15 protein-coding genes are annotated in these 20,659 nt (G+C 37.3%); 14 read left to right on the top strand and 1 reads right to left on the bottom strand.

Going from position 1 to position 20,659, the window contains the following annotated elements; translation table 11 throughout:
• Positions 1 to 133: 133 nt before the first annotated feature.
• The 4 genes from E7276_RS08345 to E7276_RS08330 all read left to right on the top strand — a co-directional run bounded on the left by E7276_RS08345 (position 134) and on the right by E7276_RS08330 (position 7,693).
• The gene (locus E7276_RS08345; protein ID WP_294216203.1) at positions 134 to 1,201 is read left to right on the top strand and encodes an Eco57I restriction-modification methylase domain-containing protein; all 1,068 of its coding nucleotides are present in this window, start codon (positions 134 to 136) and stop codon (positions 1,199 to 1,201) included.
• The gene (locus tag E7276_RS08340) at positions 1,202 to 4,528 is read left to right on the top strand and encodes a DEAD/DEAH box helicase family protein (RefSeq protein ID WP_294216201.1); all 3,327 of its coding nucleotides are present in this window, start codon (positions 1,202 to 1,204) and stop codon (positions 4,526 to 4,528) included.
• A 190-nt stretch (positions 4,529 to 4,718) separates the two neighbouring features.
• Positions 4,719 to 5,243 (top strand): nitroreductase, encoded by a 525-nt coding sequence (locus E7276_RS08335; RefSeq protein WP_294216200.1) that lies wholly within the window; start codon positions 4,719 to 4,721, stop codon positions 5,241 to 5,243.
• A 35-nt stretch (positions 5,244 to 5,278) separates the two neighbouring features.
• Positions 5,279 to 7,693, top strand: coding sequence for a GH39 family glycosyl hydrolase (locus tag E7276_RS08330; protein WP_294216198.1), 2,415 nt, complete (start codon positions 5,279 to 5,281; stop codon positions 7,691 to 7,693).
• Between the two features lie 40 nt (positions 7,694 to 7,733).
• On the opposite strand, the gene E7276_RS08325 is transcribed toward E7276_RS08330, so the two are convergent.
• Complete coding sequence (locus E7276_RS08325) at positions 7,734 to 9,668, bottom strand: BglG family transcription antiterminator (RefSeq protein ID WP_294216197.1); 1,935 nt, start codon at positions 9,666 to 9,668, stop codon at positions 7,734 to 7,736.
• Positions 9,669 to 9,806: 138 nt separating this feature from the next.
• Here E7276_RS08325 and E7276_RS08320 point away from each other — a divergent pair, with 138 nt between their 5' ends.
• The 10 genes from E7276_RS08320 to E7276_RS08275 all read left to right on the top strand — a co-directional run bounded on the left by E7276_RS08320 (position 9,807) and on the right by E7276_RS08275 (position 20,659).
• On the top strand, positions 9,807 to 10,799 hold the full coding sequence (locus E7276_RS08320; protein WP_294216195.1) for a sugar phosphate isomerase/epimerase family protein: 993 nt from the start codon (positions 9,807 to 9,809) through the stop codon (positions 10,797 to 10,799).
• Complete coding sequence (locus E7276_RS08315; RefSeq protein WP_294216192.1) at positions 10,799 to 11,734, top strand: sugar phosphate isomerase/epimerase family protein; 936 nt, start codon at positions 10,799 to 10,801, stop codon at positions 11,732 to 11,734. The genes E7276_RS08320 and E7276_RS08315 overlap by 1 nt, the downstream gene beginning before the upstream one ends.
• Before the next feature lie 21 nt (positions 11,735 to 11,755).
• Positions 11,756 to 12,241, top strand: a complete 486-nt coding sequence (locus tag E7276_RS08310; RefSeq protein WP_294216190.1) for a VOC family protein — start codon at positions 11,756 to 11,758, stop codon at positions 12,239 to 12,241.
• A 36-nt stretch (positions 12,242 to 12,277) separates the two neighbouring features.
• Positions 12,278 to 13,243: an aldo/keto reductase gene (locus E7276_RS08305; protein WP_294216187.1), complete on the top strand. Its 966-nt coding sequence runs from the start codon at positions 12,278 to 12,280 to the stop codon at positions 13,241 to 13,243.
• 10 nt (positions 13,244 to 13,253) lie between these two features.
• Positions 13,254 to 14,537 (top strand): thiolase family protein, encoded by a 1,284-nt coding sequence (locus tag E7276_RS08300; protein WP_294216183.1) that lies wholly within the window; start codon positions 13,254 to 13,256, stop codon positions 14,535 to 14,537.
• A 12-nt stretch (positions 14,538 to 14,549) separates the two neighbouring features.
• On the top strand, positions 14,550 to 14,960 hold the full coding sequence (locus E7276_RS08295; RefSeq protein ID WP_294216180.1) for a Zn-ribbon domain-containing OB-fold protein: 411 nt from the start codon (positions 14,550 to 14,552) through the stop codon (positions 14,958 to 14,960).
• Between the two features lies 1 nt (position 14,961).
• Complete coding sequence (locus E7276_RS08290) at positions 14,962 to 15,954, top strand: sugar phosphate isomerase/epimerase family protein (protein WP_294216177.1); 993 nt, start codon at positions 14,962 to 14,964, stop codon at positions 15,952 to 15,954.
• Between the two features lie 15 nt (positions 15,955 to 15,969).
• Positions 15,970 to 17,118 carry a Gfo/Idh/MocA family protein gene (locus tag E7276_RS08285; RefSeq protein WP_294216173.1) on the top strand — a complete coding sequence of 383 codons (1,149 nt, stop codon included), beginning with the start codon at positions 15,970 to 15,972 and terminating at the stop codon, positions 17,116 to 17,118.
• A gap of 30 nt (positions 17,119 to 17,148) precedes the next feature.
• Entirely contained in the window at positions 17,149 to 18,789 is a 1,641-nt protein-coding gene (locus E7276_RS08280) for an ABC transporter substrate-binding protein (RefSeq protein WP_294216170.1), read from the top strand.
• Positions 18,790 to 19,033: 244 nt separating this feature from the next.
• Positions 19,034 to 20,659, top strand: a complete 1,626-nt coding sequence (locus tag E7276_RS08275) for an ABC transporter substrate-binding protein (RefSeq protein ID WP_294216167.1) — start codon at positions 19,034 to 19,036, stop codon at positions 20,657 to 20,659.

Here is a 20,659-nt window from a genome sequence, read left to right as displayed (position 1 = left end):
CACTAAATGTCAAAGTCTGATATTTTATTAATTTGTATAGAGTCTGAGCTGAATTCAAGAATATGCGCTTAATTAAGCGTTTTTATTTTGCTTAGAATGACATCTAGTGAATGTCAAAAAGGAGAATGATGATATGAAGTTTGATTTTGCTATTGGGAATCCGCCTTATCAAGATAATACGCTGGGGGACAATGAGGGGTTTGCACCACCGGTGTATGACAAGTTTATTGACGCAGCGTGTGAAATAGCAACAAAAGTTGAATTAATACATCCTGCCAGATTTTTGTTTAATGCAGGATCGACACCCAAATCATGGAACGAAAAAATGCTGAATGATGAGCATTTCAAGGTGTTAGATTATGAGAGTGATTGTACTAATATTTTTTCTAATACTGATATAAAAGGTGGAGTAGCTATCACATATTATGATGCAATAAACAAATTCACACCAATTGGGGTATTTGTTGAGTATAAAGAAATGAATACTGTATTACAAAAGGTTCTTAAAAGTAAAGGTTTTGTTGGGATAGATACTATTGCTGTATCTGGATATGCTTATCATTTTACTGAAAAAATGCATATGGACTTTCCTGAAATAAAAACTACAAAAATTTATGAGAACGGCAAGGAAAAACCTTTATTGAGTAAGGGGCATGAATACGATTTAAAATCTAATGTAATAAATAAATTGCCGATGATTTTTTTGGATAAATTAAATGATCCAAAATGTGAATTTATAAAAATAGTAGGACGTGTTAATAATGAGCGTGTTGTGAAATTTGTAAAAAAAGAATATATAAATGAAGTTAAGAATTTGAATTTATATAAAGTTTTAATTCCTAAAGCAAGTGGAATAGGAGAATTTGGAGAAACTCTTGGTCCATCAATTGTGGCAGAACCTGGAATGGGACATACTGAAACTTTTTTTAGCATTGGAAATTATAAAAGTAAGGAAGAAGCAGATAATTTGTTGAAGTATCTTAAAGGAAGATTTTCTAGGTCTTTATTATCTATTTTGAAAAAAACTCAAAATATGACACCGGGTAATTTTAAATATGTCCCACTTCAAGACTTCACCCCATCCTCAGATATAGACTGGTCGAAATCAATCCAAGAAATAGATCAACAACTGTATCGTAAATACGGATTAACACAAGAAGAGATAGAATTCATAGAAACCAATGTAAAGGAGATGGTATAAATGATTACGCCTAATATAAAATCAACAGCTCCTGTTGTGCCAATGATTTATGCTTATACCACTCCGGAAGTAGCTAGACATAATGGTTGGACAAAGATAGGGTACACAGAACAGGATGTAACAGAAAGAATAAAGCAGCAGACTCATACAGCAGATATAGAGTTCCACGAGGAGTGGAGAGGAAGAGCTGTTTTTGACGATGGTTCTGAGGAACGTTTTACAGATAAGGATTTTCATGCTTATTTACGCAAAGATGGGGTAAAGCAAGAGGAAGGTAAAAATAACGAGTGGTTTCAAATTACAGGACCAGAGTCCAAAAGTAATTTTAATGATTTTAGAGAGAATCATGGTATTCTAAAATCATTTTTCCATATTATTCCTTATCAATTAAGAGAGGAACAAAAGGAGGCAGTTAATTTAACAAAAGCTTATTATAACTCTCACGAAAATGGAGAGTTTCTTTGGAATGCCAAGCCTAGATTTGGAAAAACTTTGGCTGTATATGATTTTTGTAAGTCTATTGGAGCACAGTCTGTGCTTATTGTTACAAACAGACCAGCTATCGCTAACTCATGGTATAGCGATTATATGAAATATATTGGTACAGATTCTGGCTATTATTTTGTTAGCGAAGTTGACGCACTTAAGAATCGCCCAGGAGTATTAACTCGTCAAGAGTTTACTACAATTTTTACAGAGGCAGCCTTAGATAATTACAAGGGATGTATAGAGTTTGTAAGTCTTCAAGATATGAAGGGATCAATCTATTTTGGTGGACAATATGACAAGCTGGCAGAAATCAGTAAGTCCAATGGCATGACCTGGGATGTACTGGTAGTTGACGAGGCTCATGAGGGCGTTGATACATATAAGACGGATGTTGCATTTGATCAGATTAACCGTAAGTTCACATTACATCTTTCTGGTACACCATTCAAAGCATTGGCAAATAATAAGTTCTCTGAAGAAGCAATCTTTAATTATACATATGCTGATGAGCAGAAAAGAAAGCGTGATTGGAATAATGGAGAGGAGCAGGAAAATCCATATATCAATTTGCCAAAGCTTAATCTTTTTACATATCAGATGTCTGAAATTATCAAAGATGAGTTGAAGCAGGGAATAGAGATTCAGGGAGAGACGGTGGAGTATGCCTTCGACTTGAACGAATTCTTTAGCACGAATAATGGGAGCTTTGTACACGAGTCTTCAGTGGACAAATTTTTGGATGCACTCACAGTCCAAACAAAGTTCCCGTTTTCTACTCCAGAGCTTAGGAATGAATTAAAGCATACAGTCTGGTTATTAGACAGAGTTGATAGTGCAAAGGCTCTTGCCAAAAAACTTAAGGAACATCCAGTGTTTGCGGAGTATGAGATTATACTTGCTGCGGGTGATGGCAAGATAGATGATGATGATGAAAATGAAAAGTCGTATGACAAAGTTGTAAAAGCTATAGCTAATTATGAAAAGACAATTACCATATCTGTAGGACAGCTTACAACAGGTATAACTATTCCTGAGTGGACTGGTGTATTGATGTTGTCTAATATGAAGTCACCATCGCTATACATGCAAGCGGCTTTCAGGGCACAGAATCCATGCCTGTTTCATGAGGATGGTGTGTTTAAACGTAAGGAAAATGCTTATGTTTTTGATTTTGATCCAGCCAGAACACTTGTAATTTTTGAAGAGTTTGCTAATGATTTGTCCGTAAATACGGTATCTGGTAGAGGTGATATTGTTGCTAGAAAACAGAATATTAGAGAACTTCTAAATTTCTTTCCTGTAATTGGTGAAGATGAAGACGGTGAGCTAGTAGAGCTTGATGCAGAGCAGGTATTAAGTATCCCAAGAAAGATTAAGTCAGTTGAAGTAGTTAGGCGAGGATTTATGAGTAACTTCCTTTTCCAAAACATAGGAAATGTCTTTTCTGCACCTAAAGAGGTTATGGATATCATAGAACAATTCACAGCTGTATCTGAACCAAAGGGAAATGTTTCTCTCAGCGAGGAAGTAAAACAGGATTTGTCCTTGAATGATAATGGTGAAGTGGAACTTTCAGAAGAGTATGTGATAGGTCTTTCAAAAGATATATTTGGAGACAAAGTTGTTGATACTGAAAAGATACCAACAATTATAGAAAATTTGGCTGTAAATAACGAATCTGATCGCAAGGAACAACTAACAAGGGTTCTAGTAGATTATGCAAAGGGGATGATTGTCGATAATATAGTAGAATCTACAAGGGAAAGCTATAAAGATGATTTGAAAAAATCTGATGTTAGACAATTAGAATCAAAACTTAATTCTGATGTTGAAAGAGTAGTTGAAAGGGCAGTAAACAATTATACCATCGAGGAAAACGTTTTAGAGCAAGAACGTATCGAGGCGATGCAAAATCGTCATGAAACTGGAAAGTCAACTGAAGAGATAAATGAAGAATTCAATCAGCGAAAACAGAATGTACAAGAAAAATTCCAGACCGGCCTAGCGGATGTAATGTCAAAGTTTGAAGAAGAATCCAGACTTGAAACTGCTAAAACTGTTGATACAAAAATCAAAGAAAGAGAACGTGATGTGATTGAGGCTGGTATTCGAGATCATCTACGTGGTTTTTCTAGAACTATACCATCATTTTTGATGGCATATGGTGATGATACTGTAACTCTTGCAACCTTTGACAACATTATCCCGGATAAGGTCTTTCTTGAGGTAACTAGTATCACATTGGAACAGTTTAGATTTCTAAGAGATGGTGGACCATATATTGATAGTGAAACTGGCGAGGAAAGATATTTTAATGGTCATCTTTTTGATTCAGTTGTATTTGATGATTCAGTTAAAGAGTTTTTGAATCTAAAAAAGAAGCTAGCAGATTATTTTGATGAGAAGAGTGTGGAAGATATTTTTGATTATATCCCTGCGCAGAAGACAAATCAGATATATACACCAAAGGATGTTGTAAAAAAGATGGTTGATATGCTGGAAGAAGAAAACCCTGGTTGTTTTGATAATCCAGATAAAACTTTTATAGATCTTTATATGAAATCAGGGCTCTATATTACTGAAATAGTAAAAAGGCTGTATCAAAGCGAAAGGATGAAAGAACTATTTCCTGATAAGGAAGAAAGACTGAAGCATATCTTTGAAAGGCAGGTATTTGGCTTGGCGCCAACTGAAATTATTTATAAGATAGCTACTAGCTTTATCTTGGGATTTGATGAAGATGTTACTATAACAAAGCATAATTTTAAGCAGGTAGACGCCTTACCATATGCAAAAGATGGAACTCTTCAGGCTAAGATTGATGAATTATTTAAGTAAATATCTAAATGTTTCAAAACAGACTGTTTCGTGTAGGCAGTCTGTTTTTAGTTGCAAAAAAATATAAGAAATATGAAATGGAGAAGAATTATTTCAGTAGTATTATTAATAAAATAAAACCTATAATAGTTAAATTGGAGTAACTATAGGTTGTAAAACAATTGTATGTGTAAATGGGAGAAAAATGTATATGAACGAAACATTAAAAACACTGGAAACAAGAAGAAGCTGTCACAAATTCAAGCCAGACATGATTAAAAAAGAGGAGCTTGATGCAATCCTTAGAGCAGGTACTTTTGCACCATCAGGTGGTGGAAAACAAAGCGCTATTATTGTAGTTGTAACAGACAAAGAGCTTAGAGATGAGCTTTCTGCATTAAATGGAAAAATTGCAGGTGCACCAGAGGGCTTTGATGTATTTTACGGTGCTCCAGTAGTAGCTATTGTTTTAGGCAAAAAGGATATGCCAGACCATGTTTATGATGGCTCACTTGTAATGGGAAATCTTCTCAATGCTGCAGCATCCCTTGGAGTTGGAAGCATATGGGTGCATAGAGCAAAGCAGGAATTTGAGCAGACACTTGGCAAGGAGATTTTAAAGAAACTTGGAATCAGTGATGAGTACGAAGGTATAGGGCATTGTTGCTTAGGATATGAGGCAGAGCCGCCAAAGGAGGCAGCACCTAGAAAAGAGAACTATATTTACTATATCTAAACAATGGCTTGGATTATTTTACAATGGGGGACTTGATGGAGATAAATAGGGCTAAGGATCGTGTACGAATAGAGATTTGTGACAAACGAATAGAGACTGAGCATTTTCATCAGAGTGTGGAGCTCTGCTATGTTTTGCAAGGGCGTGCTGATATTCAAATGGGGAACGAGACAATTACTCTTTTTGAAGAAGGAATCTATTTGGTAAATGCAAATAAAAAGCATTGCATCAGACTTTCAGATGATGGACTTCTTGTTAAAATATCTATTTCATTTGGTCTTATGGCAGATATTTTAGGAGCGCTGGATGTACGTTTTCTATGCAATAGCAATCTAGGGGATTCAGAACAATATGATTTACTTAGAAGCAAAATAAAAAAGCTTTTGACACATTACGTAAATACGAATGGGTCTACTTCTGATTTTGGGCATATTTCCATTTGCTATGAGATATTAGATGTCCTTACCATAAATTTTCTTCTGAGAGATTCGGATATTAGATACAAAAATGAGGATTCAATAGATACTCGTATTGCGCAGATTAATAATTATGTAATGGGAAATTATAAAAATGAATTATCCCTAAAGGATTTGGCGGACAAGCTATATTTATCAGAGGCTTATTTATCCAGATTTTTTAAGAAAACATTTGGAATGAGTTTTCTCAAATATGTTACCAATGTGCGTTTGAGCCATGCTTATGATGATTTGATGTACACAGATGATCCTATAACAAAGGTGGCATTTAATAATGGATTTTCCACAGTGGCCCTTTTTAACAAGGGCTTCAAGCAGGTGTATGGTCAGACACCATCAGAGGTTAGAAAAGAACGAGAATGTAAACATAAGAATAAGAGTACAACCTTAGATAAAAAGCTTCAGGATAAATTGGAATATATTTTAAAAAATGGTTTCACAGATTTAGTGGATGTGTTTGACAATCCAAATGAAGTCATTGCGAAACATTCAATACGAGATTTTGAAAGCTTGCAATCTATCAAGCATGGATATCGCAATGCAATTAATGGTGGATGCGCAGATGATATGATGCAGGCTGAAATCAGAGAGCATATTGCAAAGCTTGCGGATCAGTTACATTTTGAATATGTGAGGTTTTGGAATTTATTTACAAAGACTATGCTTTTAGCTGTAGATGATGATGAAGGACAGTATAACTTTTCAAAAATTGATGGCATCATAGACTTTGTGTTAGAGCATAACCTTAAGCCTGCAATAGAATTAGGAATCAAGCCTAAAAGGATAATAAAAAATGTTAGTGAACCTATTGTTTGTACACTAAATCCGGATTTACGATATGATAGAGATGTTTGGGTAAAGCTAATAGAAGCATTCTTTTTACATCTCAATGATTATTATGGTTCTGAGGAAGTCGGCACTTGGATAGTAGAATTGTGGTATGATGAGCGCTCGGAAACAATACCTAACTACAATTACTATGATATTTTTAATGCAACAGCTCAGGCTATTCGCAAGCATAATAAAAAGGTTCGATTTGGCGGCTGCGGAATTAGAGATGATAGAGGAAAGGAATGGATTACAGATTTCCTTGGAGAATGGAGAAAGCAACCATATCAACCAGATTTCATATCAATGATTAGTTTCCCATACACAAGTGGAGAAATAAAAAATGATTTGTATTCTAGACGAAGCACTGACAATGATTTCTTGCTCCATGCTACTGATATGATTCGCGGTTGTATGAATGAAGCTGGATTTCCACCAAATATGCCGCTGTTTGTCAGCGAATGGAATGCCACTCTTTCAGATAGAAACGCAATAAATGATTCCTGCTTTAAGGGGGCATATATAATCAAAAATCTTTTGCAGGTGGCAGATAAAATAGAGGGAGTTGGCTACTTTATAGCCAGTGACAGACTAGTTGAGTTTTCTGACACTAATGAGCTGCTTTTTGGTGGCTCTGGGCTTATTACAAAAGATAGTATATTCAAGCCTTCAGCATTTGCATTTGATTTTATGAACAGGCTCAAGCCAAAGGTAGTAGGTCAGGGGAAAAACTATATCATTACCATTGACGAGAATGGTAGCATGATTATCCTCTGCCATAATCAAAAGAAACTAAATTATAGTTATTATTTAACTAACGAAGGGGACATTAATAAAAAAGAGCTTTGGAAATATTACGAAGACAATGATTCTCTTGATATTAATTTTGAAATATCAAATATTGATGATGGCAAATACAAAGCCAGAGTATATCGTGTCAATGAGGACCATGGAAGTATTCTCGGCATTTGGAAGAGTCTTGATTTTGAAAAATCACTTTCGAAAAATGACATCAAATTTTGTAGAAGAGTATGTGAACCGGGACTTACAATTTCAACAGAAGAAGCTCAGGATAACGTCCTGAAGTTCTCAGTGAAATTAAAATCAAATGAGTTTGCATGCATTAGTGTAAAGAAAAATTCTTAAAGGTAGAATTAGCCGCCATTTGGCGGCTATTTTTTTGACATTATTGTTTTAATAGATATTCAATGATTTGATTTTTACTTTTTAACTGTCTTAGTAGTTCGCAATCATAATCTCTGTTGCACAAAAGAAGTTTTAGATGAAATAACAGGGTAGAGTCTTCTTTCGAGAAAGTTCCCATGACTATGGTGGAAACTCTGTATCCATTCCAGCGCATACGATGTTTTAGTGTCATAATTGAAAGCTTTGTTTTTCGCGCAGGTAAAACACTGTAGACAAAAAACAAGCCAGGTTTTATTCCAAATGAAGATATCGCCTCTCTCTTTGTAATATCTAGGAGGTGTTCCTCTGTAGCGATTCCATCTGTTATAAAATCTTGCATCATAATTTCTATTAGTCGAAGCTCATCTTTAATATCTACATTTTCATGAAAGAAAGCATTAATCAATAAATAATTAATGGAAGATGTTTTAGGCCAAATATTATTGAAAGAAAGCAACTTTATATTTTTTACATCAGCAACTGTTTCAACATCTAGACTGTCATTAATAATAATTTGTTTGATTCTATACTTATTAGAAATTGGTTTATGTATAGTTGTAAAAACTATATCTAATCCGGAAAAATCGTAGTTATCAATGTAGTTCAATGGCAATATGTCAATTATATCCAGATAAAGCTGGAAAGACTCTAGAATGTGTCTCTTCAATGCCCAGGCAGAAGTCATATTTCTATGACTAAATAATACTGCTTTTAATTTTCTATTAGGATGCTCCTGTAAATAATGTCTAATGGCTCCACTAAAGCAAACAGCCAAGCTACTTAGCTCAGATTCCTGTAGATATCGATTCATATAATCAACTGATAGATATTGAAACAGCCATGCCAATTCATATTCAGCCGTAAGTGTTTCTTTAGGTGAGTATGAGCTTTGAAACTGTTGGAAAGTTGTGTGACCTGACAAAAGCTGTTGTAAAAAAATCTGCAGAATCCCAACAAACTCCTTGTCCTTAGAAAAATCCACATAATAAAATTCATTGATAAAATCTAAATATTTATGGGTTTCTTTGATTGTAAAAGGAGATATAAGTTGATTGCTATCATCTGCTATTGACCATTTTTGTGGTGCGAGACTAACATTTGAAATGAACTGTGCAATTCTGTTTTTCTCGCTTTCAACGTAACATATATCTGTATGATTCTCTATTATTTCAAATAATTCTTGAACAATAAATCCGGTATTTGACTTTGGATTATAGGGTGGTAGTACATCTGGTAATATGTGATTGTCACAGTATCTTTTATGCATTATGGCAAGAGACAGCTCTAGTGCCTTTAGAGTAGGATCATCCAGCTGAAGGCCGTGATTTATCAATATAGCAGGTGTTTTTGTCATAATGATATTTAACAAATCTCCATCTAAAAAGTCATGATTATAGTAAGCGTTAATATCTGAGTCATAATCCCAGTCGTGATGGAAAAGGTTCAAAAGCAAAAGACGGATTTTAAATTCATTTTGCTCCAGTGAGATACTATCTCCATGAATGTTTATTCTAATGTTAGGTTCGCCGTAGCTATATTTCTTTTTAAGACTTTGAATATCAGATATTAGTGCTGAATGACTAATAAATATTTCTTCCTCTAAGTCATATAAATCAAGGGGTTTTTTAGATTCGCATAAACGAAATGCCAAATAGCGTACTCGATCCTCTCTTGTAAAAAAAGCCACATCTATTTGACTTATCTGTCTAATCAGCTGAGGATCATCAGCTTCGAAGATAAATCCCTTACTATTTGTAGAAATGATTCTAGCGTTGTATGGCGCCATAATGTCGTTCATTACATTAATGTCATTGCGAACAGTCCTTGACGAGACATTCAATGCCGTTGCCACTTCTCCACTAGTGATAAAATCAGAACTATTTTGAATCAAATATAGAATTTTACGCTGTCTAAGAGTAAAAGCTAATGAGTCCATATGAAATCCCCCTAAAATACTTTCCCATAAATGAAATGATATCATTTATATTTTCCACTTTAAAGTGGAAATACATAGATTGTGACGAAAATGTGTCTCAATTAACATTAAGTCATCAAATGAAGGAGGGAAAATGATATGAAGCCAGTTGCAAGCTACGGTATCGTAAATGCGGATACTAGCGGACCAGGAGCATTCTTAAGAGCAGCAAAATGGTATTGGGATGAACTTACTGATATGTTTGCGGCAGCAGGGTTTACTTCTGTGATGATACCACTTGTACCTAATACGGAAAATGTTTCCCGTAATGGTGCGCCAATATGCACAGCATCAATAAGGACTCGCTTTGGCTCCCCAGCAGGATATCTTGATTATCTTAATGACAAGGGAATTGAGAATGTAGAAGCTGTGTCAGTTTCAGCTCAGGCTATGTATAACAGCCTTTTTGAAACTGGACTGACAATGGATAAATATGCTGATGGATTTTACCAGTATGCGGTTGATGCTGCACAAGCATTAAAAGAATTAAAAGGCAGTACTCTTGTTATTTCGCCGACACCTGGCGCTGGATTTCTAAAACAGGAATTTGGTGATGACGAAGGTAAAATCTTGAAATTTCAAGATGAAATGGCAGCATGTGTTAATCGAATTGGAGAAAAATGTAGGGAACTAGGAATTAATGCTGTAGTGAGAAATGAATTTTGGACGACTATGGCAGGTGATTTGGTAGATGCTTTTATTGAAAAGCTAGATAAAAACCTAATTAGTTACACTCCAGATCCAGCACATTTATATATCGTAAATACGGATTACAAGGTTTACATGAAAAAGTATGCAAACCAGCTACAGGTGGCATATTTCACTGATTCCAAATTCAAGGACGAGGCAAATGTGAGAGCTACTATTTCTCCAGAGTTTCCTCAGGACGGTGAAAACCAAAGAGTTTACTGGGATTTAGGCTATGGTGACATAGACTTTAACGGTTTGTACAAAACTTTGAAAGAAGCAGGCTTTGATGGTCCTGTAATTCTTGAATCTAAATATTCTCTAGACATTCCTAAAGGAATACTTCGACTTAGAACCTTCTGGAATAGATTGGAAAAAGAATACACCAAAGGGAGGGATAAGTAATGGAAGAGAGAAATATTAATTACTCATATATGACCAACCTTTGGGGAAACATTAACTACAAGAAAATAAATAATTTCAACGAGTGGTACATGGGTGATTTTGGAAATGCCTATTACTATCAGGACTGGGATAAAATCCTTAGATATTTTGCAGGAGCAGGCTTTAAGGGAATAGAGATAATGGTCTTTTCTGTACCTAGTATTCAAAATGCCTTTGGCTCTATGAAAAACTTCAAGGATTTTGCTAAAGAAAGAGGCATTGAACGAATTACAGGAATGTTTTCTCATCATGTTGGTTCACAAGACAAGAGAAACCACGAAGCAATTTATGTGTACGAACGGCAGGCCATAGATGCCTTGGCTGAGTGTGGTGGAATAAATTTAATTGTTCAGCCAGCAGGTCAATACTATGGAACAGGGCCTCTTGATGAAGAAGGACTTAAAAATGTGGCAGAGTGTATGAATACAGTTGGTCGCATGTGTGCAGAAAAAGGACTGGCAGTATCAATCCATAATGAGTTTTGGTGCGCAGTAAATAAATATGACCATGAGAAATTCTTAGAGATGACTGATCCAAGATATGTTTACTACTGTTTGGATACTGCACAGGTAGCAATCATGGGTAAGGATATTTTGAAATTCTATGATGCTTATCATGATAGAGTTCAGTATTTCCACATTAAGGATACAACTTATGTTAATGCACCTGATAAAAAGCGATTTGGTCCAGGTGCAGAGTTTGATGAAAAAGGTGGCAGATGGTTCTGGGAGCCAGGTGGTGGAGTCCTTGACTTTGAAGGCTTGTGGGAGCTTATGAAAAAGCACAATCACAAGGGCTGGGTTGGAATCGAATCTGATGGAACACCTGAGCCACTTGCAACCATATTACTTACAAAAAATTATATAGACACAGTGCTAGATCCAATATACAAATAACAAATTTTAGGAGGAATAAAAATGGATACACAACTTGCAAAATTTTTACAGATTGGAATTATCGTTGAGGATGTTGAGGAGTCAATCAAGAACTATGAAAAGCTTGGCATTGGACCATGGAGAGTTAGCCCACTTGATTCAAATGAGTTCCCTGATTTCACATTAAATGGTAAGAGAGAAAGACTTCAGACAATCATGGCATTCTGCAATTGCTGGGGATTTGAAATTGAGCTTATTCAGCCTATCAGCGATAGCCCATATAAGAGTTGGCTTGAGGAACATGGCCCAGGAATGCATCACATTGCAGTAATCACAAGAGATGATTTTGGAAAGGTAATCGAAGAGCACAAGAAGCTCACAGGTAGGGACCCATGGCTGTGGTGCAAGGATCCAGAAATCGGTATGGAGTTTGCATATCTTGATTTACACAAGGAGACAGGTCTTTTCCTTGAGGTCTACAACGAGGAGAAAACTGGCGGTTTAGATGCCAATTTCAAGGTTAGCTAATACGTAAATACGAATTAATTAAAGGAGAAAGAAATTATGGAATATGTAAAGTTTGATGGAATCGACAAGAAGGTTAGTAAATTTTTCATGGGAACATTCGGAATGTTTCCAGACAACAAGGAAAAGCATTTTCAGACACTAGACGCTGCATATGATTTAGGAATTACAGCTATTGATACAGCTAGAGCATATGATTCTGAGCCAACTGTAGGTGAGTGGATTAAGACACGTGGTGTAAGAGAGAATATCGTACTTTTATCAAAGGGCGCACACCCAACAGATTATCGCCAGCGTGTGACACCATATGATATTGATTCTGACCTTGCAGAAACACTTGCAGAACTTCAGACGGATTATCTTGATATCTATCTGTTACACAGAGATAACACAGAGCTTCCAGTAGGTCCAATTGTAGAAAAGTTAAATGAGCATCAGGCTGCAGGACGTATCAAAATATTTGGTGGCTCTAACTGGACACACCAGAGATTGGAAGAGGCAAATGAGTATGCATACGCTCATAATCTCACACCGATGTCTGTGTCTTCTCCAAACTTTAGCTTGGCTGAGCAGGTTAAGAATCCATTTGCACCAGGTTGTGTAACAATCGCAGGCAACAAGAATGCAGAAGCACAGGAGTGGTACACAAAAAATCAAATGCCAGTTTTAGCATACTCATCACTTGCACGTGGATTATTCTCAGGACGTATTACAAGAGAGCTTCTTGCAAATGACCCAGAGGCAATTGATCAGTTCTGCAGAATTGGATACTGCTATGAAGAAAACTTCGTAAGACTTGATAGATGCAAGGAAATCGCAGAGGAGAAGGGCTGCACAATTCCACAGGTAGCTATGGCATATGTTCTTGATAGTCCTCTTAATGCATTTCCAATTATTGGTGCAGCTAACAGAAGTGAGATTGAATCTTCACTTGGTGCATTAAACGTTAAGCTAACACCACAGGAAGTTTTATATTTGGAACTTAAGGCTGACAGTAGAAAATAGGAGGACAGTTATGGTCCCAGGGAGAGTAGGTAAATATAATCGTGAAGTTGCAATTATAGGTATTGGGGCAACACCATTTTGCAATATTAATGATGATCCAGAATTACAGGGTCTAACAGAGGGAGAATTCTTTGGCACAGCAGCACTGCAGGCTATAGCAGATGCTGGGTTGGAGCCAAGAGATATTGAATTCTTCTATCACGCTTCTGCAAATCCTAAATTCTTTAATAATGCTGCTACTCCTAACATGCAAGTTGCTGAATGGTTTGGAGTGAGAGGTAAAGGCTCAGTCCACCATTCAGAAGCATGTTGCAGCGGATATGTTGCATTGCAGGAGGCAGTTGAGGATGTAGCCAGCGGAGCCCATGACATTGTACTTACAGGTGCAGTTGAAATGGCAAATGGCATGCCGGTAAAAGGTAAGCCAGCTCATATTAGAACCCCTCTTACATTAGAGGAGCTTGTTCCAGATTTGGAAGCAATTATGGACAGAGCCTACACTAGAGCATTAGGTGGCGGTCATATAGGTCAGGATGATTGGATTGATTTATATAAAAATACATACGGTCTGACAGATGAGCAGGTTGATGAAGTATTAAACACTATGTCTTATCACGGAAGACGTGCAGCAGCACTCAATCCACTTGCAATGTATAGAGAGCCATTCGAAGAGGCGGCAAAAAGAGCAGGCATGGATGATCCAATGGAATATCTTAGATCTCCATTCAATCCAAAAACAACTCAGTATCTTCGTGTTACCGGTAATGCTCCAGGCGCTGATGGCGCCGCATGTTGTATCGTTTGCCCTCTTGAAATGGCTAAAAAGTTTAAGCAAAAACCGATTCAGGTAGTTGGCATAGGTTCATCTTGTTTAGAACTTATGAGACCACACAATGAAATGGAAATAACAAAAGAAGCAGCAAGACAGGTTTATGAGTCTACAGGCTATAAACCAGAGGATATTGATCTTCTATTAGTAAATGATTTTGTACTACCATCTCAGTTACTTGCAGCAGAAGAGGTAGGTTATTTACCAAGAGGTGAGGGCTGGAAATGGGTACTGGAAGGACGTACAGCATTTGATGGTGATAAGCCAATCAATCCACATGGAGGAAGAACTTCTTACGGACATGCCTTTGGCGCATCTGGAATGGCTGATGTTTATGAGGCTGTTTTACAGCTTAGAGGTCAGGCAGGTCCTAGACAGGTAAAGAATAATCCAAAGACAGCAATGCTTAGAGGATTCGGCGGTGGACAAAACTGCTGTATTCCAATTCTAAAGGCAGTTGATTAAGGAGGGAGAAAAATGAAGATTGAAAAAATTGTCGCCCCATTTTATGAAGGCCTTGAGAATCACAAAATCCTGGCAAGAAAATGTAAGGAATGTGGAGCTATCGAGTTTCCGCCTAGATATGCATGTAATACCTGTGGCTATCATGAGACTGAATGGGTAGAGCTGTCAGGCAAGGGCAAGCTACACAGCATAATCATTCCAGCTACATTAAATGCTGATCCATGGAATTCAAAAATAGGACCATACTGCTATGGAATAGTGGAATTAGAAGAGGGAGTAAAGTTTAACGCCACTGTTTTTGGGGTAAGTAAAAAGACTGCTAAGGAATATCGCACTAAGCTCCCGCTTCCAGTTCATGCAATATTTGTAGAACGAGATGGATTTACAACAATGTTTTTTGAAGTAGATAAGGAGGGCGAATAACATGGGAAGATTAGTAACTTTAATGACAGGTCAGTGGGCTGATTTACCATTCGAGGAAATGTGTAAATTGGCAAAGCAAATGGGCTATGACGGTCTTGAGATTGCTTGCTGGGGCAGTCATTTAGATTTGCAGCGTGCTATCAAGGATGATGCATATGTAGAAGAAATTAAAAAAAATCTAAAAGATAATGGACTTGTTTGCAAGGCATTAGCTACACATGTAATTGGACAATGCGTAGGCGATTACAATGATCCTCGACTTGATAATTTTGCTCCAGCAGAGCTTGCTGGTAAAAAAGATGAGATTAGAGCCTGGGCAATTCAGCAGATGAAATACGCACCAGTTGTTGCAAAAAAACTTGGTGTAAAAATTATCACAGGCTTTGTAGGTTCCCCAATTTGGAAATATTTATATTCATTCCCTCAGACAACAGAGGAAATGATTGCTGTTGGATTTGATGAAATCTATAAATTATGGTGTCCAATCCTAGATGAGTTCAAGAAAAATGATTGTGTATTTGCACTTGAGGTTCATCCAGGTGAAATAGCATTTGATTATTATTCTACAGAAAGACTTTTAAAGAAATTTGAGAATAGACCTGAGTTTGGTCTTAACTTTGATCCAAGTCATTTGATTTGGCAGGGAATCACTCCTCATTTATTCCTAAAGGATTTTGCAGATAGGGTTTATCACGTTCATATGAAGGATGCAGCAGTTACTCTTGATGGCAGAAGTGGACTACTTGGTTCGCACATTGATTTTGGTGACTTAAGAAGAGGTTGGAATTTCCGTTCCCTTGGTCATGGCGATGTTAATTTTGAGGAAATCATTAGAGTTCTCAATGCTGTAAATTATCAGGGACCTCTTTCAGTAGAATGGGAGGATTCTGGAATGGAGCGTGTTGCTGGCGGAACAGAGGCTGCAGCCTTTGTCAGAAAGGTAGATTTTGCTCCTTCTGATGTAGCTTTTGACGCAGCTATTGCAACTAATTAATAGGGGGATTTGATTATGGTGAAACAGCTTAGATATGGTGTTGTAGGAGCAGGCCTTGATTCGTTCATAGGTAATGTTCATAGAATCGCTGCAGAGTTTGATAAAACCTGTGTCCTTGTTGCAGGCGCATTTAGTACAAACCCAGAGAAAAATAAAGCCTGTAAAGAGTTTTATGAACTGGATGATGAGCGTGTTTATGACAGCTATGAGGATATGGCTATCAAGGAAGGAGCTAGAGAGGATGGAATTGATTTTGTAACCATCGCAGCTCCAAATAGAGTCCACTATAGTGTGGCAAAGGTTTTCCTTGAAAATGGTATTCACGTTTTCTGTGAGAAGCCTCTTTGCTTTGAAGAATACGAAGCAGAAGAATTGAAAAAAATCGCAGCTGAAAAGGGATTACTTTTTGGTGTTAACTATTCATATTCTGGAAATGTAATGGTTAAAGAAGCTAGGGAGAGAATCCTTAGTGGCGAAATAGGAGAGGTTATTAACGTAAATGCGGAATACCTTCAGGAATGGTTAATTGATGACGTGGAAGCTGGCGAGGACACCATGAATAAGCTTTCTGTATGGAGAAAGGATCCTAAGGTTGCTGGTATATCAAACTGTGTTGGTGATATTGGCACTCATATTGAACATACAGTTTCTTATATGACAGGACTTACTGTAAAAAGAGTTGCAGCAAAGCTTGATTATTTTAATCAGCCTCTAGATTTAAATGCAAATATTCTCGTTGAGTTTGATAATGGAGCCCATGGCGTATTTTGCTCATCACAAGTGTGTGTAGGACATATGAATGGTCTGGTGGTGAGAATATTCGGTACAAAGGGTGCTATCGAATGGCAGCAAGAGAATCCTAATGTTTTATATGTTACTAAAAAGGGTCAGCCTACTCAGGTTTGCCACAGAGGAATGGCATATATGTCAGAGTATGCTGCCGAGCTAAATAGGTTACCATCAGGACATCCTGAAGGATTATATGTAGCATTTGCTAATATGTACAAAGTATGGGCAAAGGCGCTCCTAAAGAAAAAGAATGGGGAAAAATTAACAGAGAAGGACTACGATTTTCCAACGGTAGATGCAGGTGTACATGGGGTTAAATTTACACATGCATGTGTGGAAAGCAGTAATCAGGATGCAGCATGGGTAACAATATAAAATAAACTCTTATGGAGAAGGAGGATTTTTATGAAGTTAAGAAAAATGGTTGCATTGGGGCTTACGGTTATTACAACCTTTGCAATGGTAGCATGTGGGAGTAATTCAGGTACTACTGATAATACAAACACAGCTGGAGAGACTGGTGAGGCTTCTACAGCACCTACTGCATCGAATATATTCGATGCAAATGTTGATCCTGATAATACAGAAAAATCGGATGAACAGATTGTTATTCAGCTTACCTCTGAGCCATCAGGCCTGTGGGCAGGTGGTACTGGAAAGCAGGAAAACGAGTGCGTAATTATCGGTTCTGCATTGTTTGATACTTTAGTTCACGTTGACAGAAACACAGGTGATGTTCTTCCTGCTTTAGCTAGTGAGTGGGAATGGATTGATGATACACATTGCAAATTTACACTTCGTGATGATGTAATTATGTCTGATGGTTCACCACTTGTAGCAGATGATGTTGTGTACTGTGTTAATACATGGATGCAGCAGAGTCCAAATACTGATACAGGAAGATTCCTTTCTGGAGCAGTAGCAGATGATGAGCATACTGTAACAATTGAGTTTAATACAACAGCACCAGATTTTTTGAATCTGCTTGCTTGGGGTAACTTTGGAATTGTTAGTGAGGACGAGGTAAATGCTTTAGGTGGCTATGAAGCTGCAGATAAAAATCCTGTTATGGGTTCAGGAAAATATCGTTTCAAGGAATGGGTAAATGGTCAGTACATTTTACTTGAGAGAAATGATGATTACTGGGATGACAATTATGTAGGATATTTCAAAGAGATAAAACTTGTATTTATCCAGGACCCAGCTGCACGTGCAATGTCTATCCTTTCAGGAGACGCACAGGTAGCCTATAACATGCCTATAAATACAGCTGCTACATATGCTGGAAACGAGGAAATCAATCTTATTGTTCATGGCTTTGGTCAGAATACAAGATTGTGGTACAACATGGGACCAAATGCTGGTGCAACAAGTGATATTAGAGTTCGTCAAGCTATTGATAAGGCTTTAAATTTTGATGCTATTGCCCAGGTAGGAACCGGTGGCTTTGGAACAGAAGTCCATGGTTATTTCCCAGATGACAGCATATACTATAATGAAACATTTACAGCAGAGGAAAGAGCAGTAGATATTGAGGGAGCTAAGGCACTTCTTGAGGAAGCAGGCTACGGCGATGGTCTTGATCTTACATTAGTAGGAATGCAGGATCAGGAACAGGTATTTACTGTTATTCAGGATAACCTTAGTCAAGTTGGCATCAATGTCACAATTGAAATCTTAGATACTCCTGCATTTGTAGGCGCTGCTAACAGTGGTGATTACGATTTGATTCATGTAGGTGATATGGTTGATGCTAGATATCCTGCTATTTGCACATTCTTTAGACAGTCTAGTATTGATACATTCTGCATCGGTGGTGCAAAGTGGACAACACCTGAAATCGAAGAGATTTTGGACAAGCTGATTCAGGAGCCAGATGAGACAAAGGCAAAGGAATATGCAAAAGAATTTGAAGATCTAGTAAAAGAGAGTATGCCATTTTCAAATACCTTCCCAGAGATGTATGCAAATATGACATCAAAGGATATCAAGGGATATAAGACTCTTGAAAGAGGTTATATCGATATTACTAGTCTTTATAAGTAAATCAAGTTTGATATACACATGAATAAAAAGATATAGGTCAAAAATCCATATTTGATTTTTGACCTATATGACTATTTGATAAAAATTATTATTAACATCAGGCTATTTTTGATGTGTTTTGTTCACAATTTGGACAAAAACGAAATATTTTCGAAACTCCTTAATCGCTAAAATTAATACATCAAGTAGTTAGTATTGGGTAAAAAACACTTGAAAGAATTAGGGATTGAAAAGGAGAAGAAAAATGAAATTGAAGAGATTAGTTAGTACTGGTCTTGCTGCAGTAATGGCACTTTCAATGGTTGCCTGCGGCGGCTCTGATTCAGGAAGCCAGAACACAGCTTCTGGTGAAGGCGAAAAGGTTGTAGCTGAAAATACAGCTAACACAGACGCTGCAAACACAGAAAAAACTGATGAAACTCTCGTGGTTGCACTTGCTTCTGAACCATCATCACTTGCACCAACACTTGTTGGCCAGTCAGAAAATGAGTCTAGTATCATTTCTGGCGCTATGCTTGATACACTTGTAGCTCAGGATCAGACAACTGGTGAGATTATTCCTAACCTTGCTACAGCCTGGGAATGGGTTGATGATTACAGATTACAGTTCACACTTCGTGATGATGTAAAAATGACAGACGGTTCAACAATGACACCAGAAGATGTTGTTTACACATTTGAGACACTTGCTTCTCAGTCAGGCAACAATGATGGTGGTAAGTTCCTTGATCCTTCAAAGAACGAGGTTGTTGATGAGCATACAGTAATCCTTGGATTTAATACTATTGCTCCAGATATTATCACAATGCTTACATGGACTCCATTTGGTATTTTCTCAGAGGAAGAAGTTGAAGCATGTGGCGGATATGAAGCTGCTTCTAAGAATCCAGTTATTGGTTCTGGTAAGTACAAATTTAAGGAATGGGTTCAGGGACAGTATGTACTCCTTGAGAGAAATGAAGATTATTGGAACCCAGATTACGCTGGATACTTCAAAGAAATCAAGTTTACATTCACTCAGGATGCTGCAAGCCGTGAAATGGCAGTTGAAGCTGGTGATGCAACAGTAGCTTATGATATCTCAGTTGCTCAGGCATCAACATATGTAAGCAATGAGAATGTAAAGACTTCATTCTACAGCTTTGGTCAGGTAATGCACCTTTGGATGAACATTCGTGATTCTAAGCCAATGCAGGACGTAAGAGTAAGAGAAGCAATTGATAAGGCATTTGATTACGACGCAATTGCTGCATACCAGACTGGTGGACAGGGAACACAGTCACTTGGCTATATTGATGCAGATGTACCATTTGCAGTTGATTACTATACAACAGAGGAAAGAGCACAGGATATTGAAGGTGCTAAGGCACTTCTTGAAGAAGCTGGTTATGGTGATGGACTTACAATCACAGCACTTGGTGCTCAGGATACAGAAGGTTTGTACACAGTAATGCAGGCACAGCTTGCACAGGTTGGTATCACACTTGAAATCAACACAGTTGACATTCCAACATTTGTACAGGGTGCTAATGGTGGCGACTATGATGTAATTATCGTAGGTGAGTACCTTGATTCAAGAAATCCATCAGCTTGGGTATTCTTTGATCAGGAGTCAATTGATACATTCAATATCGGTGGTGACAAGTATACAACACCTGAAATCGAAGCAGCAGTTGAGGCAGTAATTCAGGCTAAGGACAATGATGAGGCTAAAGAAAAGGTTGCAGAGCTTGAAGAGCTTTTCAAGAAGGACACATTAGTACTTAACCTTTGCCCAGAAATGAAGGCTGTTATTACTCAGACAGATATTAAGGGACTTACAACAAGAGAAAGAGGATTCCTTGATGTAACTAATTTCTACAGGGAGTAA

This window comes from Pseudobutyrivibrio sp., assembly GCF_015057185.1.
GTDB lineage: Bacteria > Bacillota > Clostridia > Lachnospirales > Lachnospiraceae > Pseudobutyrivibrio.
Note: the sequence above shows the minus strand (reverse complement) of the source record. Positions and strands in the feature narration are given on the sequence as shown.